The organism is Aeromonas sp. R3-1 (assembly GCF_040908345.1).
Lineage (GTDB): Bacteria > Pseudomonadota > Gammaproteobacteria > Enterobacterales > Aeromonadaceae > Aeromonas > Aeromonas veronii.
The window spans coordinates 1-7,983 of record NZ_JBFODN010000198.1 but is presented as its reverse complement, the minus strand read 5'-3'; the positions used below and the strand labels follow the sequence as shown (position 1 = coordinate 7,983).

General features: G+C 60.9%; 10 protein-coding genes. 8 read left to right on the top strand and 2 right to left on the bottom strand.

Features of this window, described 5'->3' with window-relative positions:
• On the bottom strand, positions 1-501 hold a 501-nt coding region (locus tag AB5Y85_RS12300; protein WP_368221503.1), incomplete at its 3' end, for a FeoB small GTPase domain-containing protein.
• A gap of 127 nt (positions 502-628) precedes the next feature.
• A complete protein-coding gene (locus AB5Y85_RS12295) occupies positions 629-856 on the bottom strand; it encodes a FeoA family protein (protein ID WP_005337384.1) in 228 nt (75 codons plus the stop codon).
• A 119-nt stretch (positions 857-975) separates the two neighbouring features.
• Between AB5Y85_RS12295 and AB5Y85_RS12290 the strand changes: the two genes are divergently transcribed.
• From AB5Y85_RS12290 to AB5Y85_RS12255, 8 genes are all read left to right on the top strand, one after another.
• Positions 976-1,305 (top strand): translation initiation factor, encoded by a 330-nt coding sequence (locus tag AB5Y85_RS12290; RefSeq protein WP_005337385.1) that lies wholly within the window; start codon positions 976-978, stop codon positions 1,303-1,305.
• Between the two features lie 259 nt (positions 1,306-1,564).
• Positions 1,565-2,122 carry a TMEM165/GDT1 family protein gene (locus AB5Y85_RS12285; RefSeq protein ID WP_005337386.1) on the top strand — a complete coding sequence of 186 codons (558 nt, stop codon included), beginning with the start codon at positions 1,565-1,567 and terminating at the stop codon, positions 2,120-2,122.
• A 164-nt stretch (positions 2,123-2,286) separates the two neighbouring features.
• Entirely contained in the window at positions 2,287-3,225 is a 939-nt protein-coding gene (locus AB5Y85_RS12280) for a DUF2157 domain-containing protein (RefSeq protein ID WP_368221501.1), read from the top strand.
• Positions 3,218-4,222, top strand: coding sequence for a DUF4401 domain-containing protein (locus tag AB5Y85_RS12275; RefSeq protein ID WP_236342788.1), 1,005 nt, complete (start codon positions 3,218-3,220; stop codon positions 4,220-4,222). The genes AB5Y85_RS12280 and AB5Y85_RS12275 overlap by 8 nt, the downstream gene beginning before the upstream one ends.
• Positions 4,219-4,737, top strand: coding sequence for a GDYXXLXY domain-containing protein (locus AB5Y85_RS12270; protein ID WP_042056215.1), 519 nt, complete (start codon positions 4,219-4,221; stop codon positions 4,735-4,737). Before AB5Y85_RS12275 ends, AB5Y85_RS12270 begins: the two co-directional genes overlap by 4 nt.
• Positions 4,738-4,808: 71 nt before the next feature.
• Positions 4,809-5,555, top strand: coding sequence for an ABC transporter substrate-binding protein (locus AB5Y85_RS12265; RefSeq protein WP_005359739.1), 747 nt, complete (start codon positions 4,809-4,811; stop codon positions 5,553-5,555).
• Between the two features lie 130 nt (positions 5,556-5,685).
• Positions 5,686-6,432 carry an ABC transporter substrate-binding protein gene (locus AB5Y85_RS12260; protein WP_139442610.1) on the top strand — a complete coding sequence of 249 codons (747 nt, stop codon included), beginning with the start codon at positions 5,686-5,688 and terminating at the stop codon, positions 6,430-6,432.
• Between the two features lie 139 nt (positions 6,433-6,571).
• Positions 6,572-7,327, top strand: coding sequence for an ABC transporter substrate-binding protein (locus AB5Y85_RS12255; protein ID WP_042056222.1), 756 nt, complete (start codon positions 6,572-6,574; stop codon positions 7,325-7,327).
• Positions 7,328-7,983 lie beyond the last annotated feature (656 nt).

Genomic DNA, 7,983 nt, shown 5'->3' with positions numbered 1-7,983 from the left:
CGGCTGACCGATAAACTGCCGGATCTGCTGCTTGAAGGCGGCAACCTGCTTGCTGTTGTGGGCAGAGAGGGCCACCACCGGGCAACCGAGGGATTTGCCGAGCTTGCTCTCGTCGATGACGATGCGGCGCTTTTGCAGGATATCCAGCTTGTTGAGCACTACCACCATGGGCAGGCCCAGTTCGCGCAGTTGCAGCGTGAGGTAGAGGGAGCGCTCCAGATTGGCGGCGTCGATGACGTTGAGCAGCAGGTCGGGTTGTTGGCCCTGGGCAAAGCGGCTGGCGATCTGCTCATCCAGACTGCCATCCTGACTGGCCAGGCTATAGATGCCGGGCAGATCCATCAGCTTGAAGTGATGCTCACCCGCGCTGAACTCACCCATCTTCTTGTCGACGGTGACGCCACTCCAGTTGCCTACCTGCTGGCGGGCGCCGGTCAGGGCGTTGAACAGGGAGGTCTTGCCGCTATTGGGGTTACCTACCGTTACCAGGGAATAATTCATACCAGCTCTACCTCTATTTTCTTCTGAACCCGCCGCGCGTGTGGCAAGCCGCTTTGCAGGTTCGACTTCTTGTCTCTGAACCGCTCCCGGTGACGTTTCTTGACCGGAGCGGTAGCCGAACAGGGGGTTATACCGGCTCGACTTCTATTTGCTGGGCCAGACTCTTTTGCATGGAGAGACAGATCCCCTGGCACTGGATCTGGAGCGGGTCCCCCAGGGGGGCGGAGCGCAGATAGATGACTTCAGTCTGGGGCAACAGGCCCATCACCATCAGTTTGCGGCGCAGCGGCCGGGCGAGCTGATTCATATTCTTGATGCGAGCACTCTGTCCCGGTGACAACTGCGTGAGTACCATGACTGACTCCTGAAGTTAAACAATAATAATTCGCTTTTACTTGGGGCATTATAAGCTGTGTCTTCAACTTTTATTTGAGTAAAATCAAACTCCGCTTAGCTAACCCATAAAGTAATGCCATGAGTCACGACAACAACAGCCGCCTCGTTTACAGCACAGATGGCGGCATGATCAAGGAGCAGAGCGCTCCCCAATCCGCCTCCCCCTTCCCCACCGACGGCACAGTGCGCATTCGCCGCGAGACCAAGGGGCGCAAGGGCGCCGGGGTGATCACCATTCATGGCGTACCCGCCGATCAGCAAAAATCCCTGGCCACCCTGCTCAAGAAAAAATGCGGCACCGGAGGCGGTATCAAGGAGGGAGTGATCGAGATCCAGGGGGATAAACGGGACCTGATCAAAACCGAGCTGGAGAAAGCCGGTTTCAGCGTCAAGCTGGTGGGTGGCTGATCCCCTTGTCACTCATGCGGTTTTTCCCTAGAATGCCCGCTCCCATCGAGGGGGAGTAGTCTCGCACGCCGGTGCCATCCATTGCATGAATACCGGTTTGCGACCCTGATCAACATACTTGGTGCCAAATCACCATGGTCAGGGTGATCCATGCCAGCCATGGATTTGACAAGACCTTTGACGGGCCAGTGCCAATACCGGGGACGGATGGCGCAGGCTTGTCTTTGGTTTATAACAATTCCGTCCCCCGGTCATTTTTATGGAAGCCTTGTTAACCTCAACCCTCAGCGTCGCTATTGCCGAAATCGGCGATAAAACCCAGCTGTTGGCGTTGCTGCTCATCTGCCGTTTTCGCAAGCCCTGGCCCATCATCGCCGGCATGCTGGCGGCTACCCTGCTCAACCATGCGGGCGCCGCCTGGATTGGTGAGTTCATCAGCCGCTGGCTCGATCCCAAGATAATGACCTGGCTGGTCGCCATCGCCTTTATCGCCATGGCTATCTGGATTTTGGTGCCGGACAAGATGGATGACGAGGAGAGCTCGCTGGATAAATACGGCCCCTTTATGGCCACCTTCGTGCTCTTCTTTATTGCCGAGATCGGCGACAAGACCCAGATCGCCACCGTGCTGCTGGCCGCCAAATATGACTCGCTGGTACAGGTCATTACCGGCACTACCCTCGGCATGATGCTGGCCAACGTGCCTGTGGTGCTGATCGGCAAGCTGGGGGCAGACAAGCTGCCGCTCAAGGGGATCCGCATCGCCTGCGCCATCCTCTTTGTCGGCCTCGGGGTGAGCACCCTGATCTTTGCCTGATCGACTTTTCCGCTGACCAAGCCCTCCACCTCGGAGGGCTTTTTTGTTTGCTGCTTTGTCTAGTGCGTAATCCGCTGTCGCAACCACCAGCCGCAGAGCCAAGGGGCAGTGCACGGTTGCGGGTGCCTCATGCCATAATGGGGCAAACCTCGTGGAGTCCCCCCATGCACAACGTATCAAGAGAGACGCTTCTCGAATGGGTCAAACAGGGACGGCTGGCGCCAGAGAAGCTGGCGGACGCCCTCACCCTCGCCGATCTTCCCCCCCATCCGGCGCGCTGGCAGTGGCTGTTTGACCGGCTGCTGCTCTGGCTCGGCGCCCTCTGCATCGGGGCTGGCCTCATCTTCTTCGTCGCCTTCAACTGGCAAGAGCTGGGCCGGGTCTCCCGCCTCGCCCTGCTGGAGGCACCGCTGCTCGCCATGCTGCTTCTGCTGTGGCGCAAACCGCTGGGGGATACCCCCCGTCAGGCGCTGCTGCTCGCCATCGCCCTCAATATCGGCGCCCTGCTGGCGCTGGTGGGTCAGACCTACCAGACCGGCGCTGATCCCTGGCAGCTGTTCGCCACCTGGGCGCTGATGCTGGTGCCACTGGCGGTATTTGGCCAAAGCCCCCTGCTCTGGACCTTAAGCTGGCTGCTCGGCCAGCTGGCGCTGGTGCTCTACTGGCGGCTCGGTTTGTTCACGTTCTTCTTTAACTTCGATGAAGAGGGATTGGGCTGGTGCCTTACCCTGCTCAACGCCGCCCTCTGGGGTCTGCTTCTGCTGGCGCCAAACCGCTGGCGCCTGATGCCAAGCTGGCTGGCGGGCCTTGCCGCCGGTCTGGGGGCCACCCTGCTCACCCTGCTGGCGCTGTTTGATGCCGCCTCTGCGCTGGTGTGGCCGCTCTGGCTTGGCTGGCTGGCCGCGGCCTATGCCCTGTGGCACCACAGATTTATCGCCGGACTCGCCATGGGGTGCCTCAGTCTGATTGCCGTCATCCTCGCGGCGCTGGGCAAGTGGATGGAGCCCGACATCAACGGCTTCTTGCTGCTGAGCCTGATTGCCATCGGCCTTTCGGTCACCGCCGCCCGCTGGCTGCAACAACAACGGAGGTCTCATGAGTGATCTGACCCTTTGGCAAGCACTGCAACAGGCCAATCTGGTGGAAGGGGATCAGCCCCGTGATACCCAACCCCACTGGTCGAGCCGCTTTCTGCTCGGGCTGGTGGGCTGGATTGCCGCCCTGTTCCTGCTCTTTTTCCTGTTTCTCACCTTCGAGCAGCTGACCCGCGAGGCCAACAGCGCCCTGCTGCTGGGGGCCGTGCTGCTGGCGGGGGCCTACGCCCTCAATCGCAGCCAAAGCGGCGATCTCTGGGATCAGTTCGTGCTGGCCCTCACTCTGGCGGCCGATGCCTGGCTGCTCTATGGCCTGCTCGATCAGCTGGATCTCCATCACGCCCTGCTCTGGTTTGGGTTGTGCCTGCTGTCCCTTGCCATCGCCGTGCTGTTCGATCACTGGCTGGTGCGGCTGTTTCACAGCGTGGCGGCGGCCCTGCTGCTCACCCTTGGCCTCGCTTGCCTCGGGCTGCAACTGCTGGCCCTGCCGCTGGTGATGGCGGCCATCACCTTCTGCTGGCTGCGGGCAGATAGGGATCCAGAGCGCCACCAGCTCTACCACTCCATCACGCTGGGGCTGGCCCTCTCCCTGCTGGTGCTGGGTCGTCTGCACCACCCGCTGTGGGACGGCGGCAGCAGCGTGCTGGACGAGCTGGGGCTGTCCCGCCTGCCGCTCTGGCTCAATCCCCTGCTCTGCGCCGCCCTGCTGCTGGCGGTGATGGTGAAACTGAGGCTCCCCCTGCTATTTGGCCTGCCACTGGTGCTGATCAGTGCCATCATCCCCGGCATGGGGGCAGGCGCACTGGTGCTGATCCTCGGATTTTATGCCGGCAGTCTGGGGCTGATGACCCTCTCGGCCCTGCTGCTGCTCGGCTATGGCTCGCTCTATTACTACGATCTTGGGCTCACCCTGATGACCAAATCCTGGCTGCTGCTGGGCTCCGGCATCCTGCTGCTGGGTGCCCGCCAGCTGCTCACCACCTTCGCGGCAAGGAGCGACTCATGAAACCCGTCACCCGACAGCTCGCCCTGTTGCTGAGCGGCCTCGCCATCCTGGCAGGCATCAATGCCACCGTCTGGCGCTATGAGCACGCCATGAGCAGCGGCGAAGTGGTGCTGCTGCGGCTCGCTCCGGTCGATCCCCGTTCCCTGATGCAGGGGGATTACATGCGGCTCAACTATGAAATTGCCCGCGAGCTGACCAGCCGCGACGCCCAAACTACTCAAAACAAGGGCAGCGACACCCTGGTGATCCGCCTCGATGCCCATCAGGTGGCCACTCTGGTGGCCGATGGCAAACCGGATCGACTCGCCAGCGATGAGCGGCTATTGCAGGTGCACCAGAGCGAGCGGCAGTGGCAGATTGGCCCCGATGCCTACTTCTTTGAAGAGGGCACGGGAGAGCAGTACGAAGCGGCCCGCTACGGCGAGTTCCGGCTGCAAGCCGATGGCAAGACCCTGCTGGTGGGGCTGCGGGATGAGGCCTACCAGCCCATCGGGCAGATCCGCGCCCGCTGGTAACGGCAGTGAGTGGCTATTTACTCTGTTCATGGTCACACTCAAGGGAAGGTTGATCGCTAAGGATGTTCCCAATGAGGATATGGCTGATCTGTCATCTGTTGCTGCTCTGCTGGGCCTCGACGGCCCGGGCTGATCTGGGCAAGCTCGAGTACCTCACCGAAGAGTACCCCCCCTACAACTTCAGCGATCCGCAAGGCCAGCCCACCGGTCTTGCGGTCGATCTGCTGCAGATGATCTGGCAACACAGCGGCGTGACACCCCAGCCGGTGCGCATCCTGCCCTGGGCGCGGGGTTATTACTTGCTAACCCAGAAGCCCAACGTGGTGCTCTTCTCCACAGCCCGCACCCAGGCGCGGGAGGATCTCTTCAAGTGGGTATGCCCCATCGGCTACTCGGAGTACATACTGCTGGGCCGCAAAGCGCAGAACATCACCCTGACCGCCTTCGATCAGATGAGCCAATACAAGATCAGCGCCGTGCGCTCGGACGCCGCCGAGCAGCTGCTGCTCAACAACGGCATGGATGACAACAACATCATCCCGGCCAACCGCCTGTCGCAGGGATTGAAGATGCTGCTCTCCGGCCGCGCCGACCTGCTCGCCACCAGCAAGCTGGCGGGATATGACGCCATCCGCGAACTGAAGCTGAGCAGCGACGACTTCAACGTGGCCATGGTGCTGAGCGCCGAGCAGCTCTGCTATGCCTTCAGCCGTCAGGTGCCCGACAGCGAGATCACCCTCTTTCAGCAGGGCCTGACCCGCGCCCTCGCCTCGGAAGAGTTTCGCAAATTGCAGGCCAAATACCTGCCGGTGCGCTGAGCACTCACTCACCCGACGGGCAGCAGTTCGCTGCCCATTTTATTGATGAAAGATGCAATAGAGGTGGCTAGCTATTCCCGCCGCAAGCAGTCAAACTGGCCTACATAGTTGATTGCGAAGGATCTTTCCCGTGCGGACATGGCACCTACCTCATCTGCTACTGCTCTTGTGGGCCACCTTCGCGCAGGCCGATCCGGGCAAACTCGAGTATCTGAGCGAAATCTCTCCCCCGTTTAATTTCAGCGACCAACAAGGGATGCCGACCGGATTGTCGGTGGAGCTGATGCAGCTTATCTGGAAAGCCCGCGGCGTGTCGCCCCAGCCAATCCGCATTATGCCCTGGGCCCGGGGCTACAACTTGTTGCAACAAAAACCCAATGTGGTGCTGTTTGCCACCGCCCGCACCCCGCAGCGGGAGGCACTCTTCAAGTGGGCCTGCCCCATCGATCACTCGGAGTTTGTGCTGCTGGGGCGTAAGGCGGACAACATCACCCTCGGCTCGGAGGCCGAGATCAGCCGCTACAAGGTCGGCGTGGTGCGCTCTACCGTCTCCAAACAGCTGCTGCTCGAACGCGGTATCGATGAGCGCCAGCTGATGCTGGCCAACCGTCTCACCCAGGCGGCCAAAATGCTCACCTCAGGTCGCGCCGATCTCTTTGCGACCAACAAGCTGGCGGGCTATCAAACCCTGCAGCAGCTCGGCTTCAAGCCGGATGACTTTCATGTCGCCTTCGTGCTGGATGCCAGACCGCTCTGCTACGCCTTCAGCCGTCAGGTGCCCGACAGCGAGGTCGCCCTCTTTCAGCAGGCGCTGACCCACGTCGTCGCCTCGGCGGATTTCTCGGCCCTGCAAGCCAAATACCTGCCGCTGCGCTAACGCCCTGATCACCGCCGACATAGGACGCGGGATGGCAACGTGCGCCCGCGCTTTTTTGCCAAACATGCTCCGTCGCCTTGGCGAAATCGGCCAGCTTGGTCACACTTGAGCAGATATTCCCTTGATCAGGATGGCAAAAATGAAACCATGGATTGGATTGGCCGGGGCGCTGCTGGCCACCCTCGCACAGGCGAGTCCTGAGCTCGGCAAACTGCACTACATCACCGAAGAGTACAAACCCTACAACTATGCCGATGCCAGCGGCGCCCCCACCGGCCTCGCGGTCGAACTGCTGCAACTGGTATGGAAAAAGACCAATACACCGGCGCAGCCCATCACCATCATGCCGTGGGCGCGTGGTTACTACCTGCTGACCCAAAAGCCCAATGCGGTGCTCTTCTCCACCGCCCGCACCCAGGCACGGGATCCCCTGTTCAAGTGGGCCTGCCCCATCGGGTATGCCGAGATCGTGCTGGTGGGGCTGGCCGATCGCAATATCACCATCACCAAGCTCGACGATGCCAAGGCGTTCAATATCGGGGCGGTGCGAGCCGATGTGGGGGAGCAACTGCTGCTCAACAACGGCTTTGACGAGACCAAACTGATGGCCGCCAACCGGCTGGCACAGGCGCTCAAGATGCTCACCTCAGGCCGGGTCGATCTGGTCTCCACCAACAAGACCACCATGGAGCAGCTGATCGTCGAGCAAAAACTCGACCCCGCCCGCTTCAAGGAGCAGTGGGTGCTGAGCTCGGAGCAGTTCTGCTTCGCCTTCAGCCATCCGGTGAGCGACGAGCTGGTCAAGGAGTTCCAGACCGGCTTGACCCAGGTGTTGGCGAGCAGCGAATACCCGCTGCTGCACAGCAAATACTTCCCTACCCCCGCCGCCAAATAGCGGCGTCGAACGCCAACAACAAGGGGCCCACCGCGGGCCCCTTCGCTTTTTACCGTTTGCGCTCCCCTCTTTTTCCTTTTGCGTCCCCCTCGCGGCGTCACACCACCGCCCCGCCACGACCAAATCCCGGCAAGCAACAACTAATCACTAATTAATAAAAGTTTGTGCCAGCGCAAAAAATCACTCTTTTCTGATAGTTATCTCATCAAAACCATAGATAAGACCACTCTGGCTCCGTAATATGGCGACGGGCGTCTGTTGACCCCTTTTCCGAGATCAATGGTCAACGGCGCAATCTGGTAGCGACAGTCAGGGGCGGTAGCCACTTTAGCGGAGACCAGCCGGTCTCCCGCGCCTGCGCCAAGGTAACCGTCCCCTCTCCCCTTGCGGGAGAGGGCTAGGGTGAGGGGGTCGGTAACGTCATTGCTTGGCGAAATATCGCCGTCTAATTGGCATGGCTTCGCCATGCAGGACACGAGGACTCCGTCCTCGACGAGGTTTCGCCGCCACTGCGCGGCTTGGCGAGTGACTTTGGAAAGACCCAAAGTCACCAAAGGTCTAATCCCCCACTTGTTCGCCCTCCTGCGTCGGATTCCCTCGGTTCACCCGTTTGTCCCACGGCACGCGCCGATGGGCCATCCATGGCCCAGCGGCGC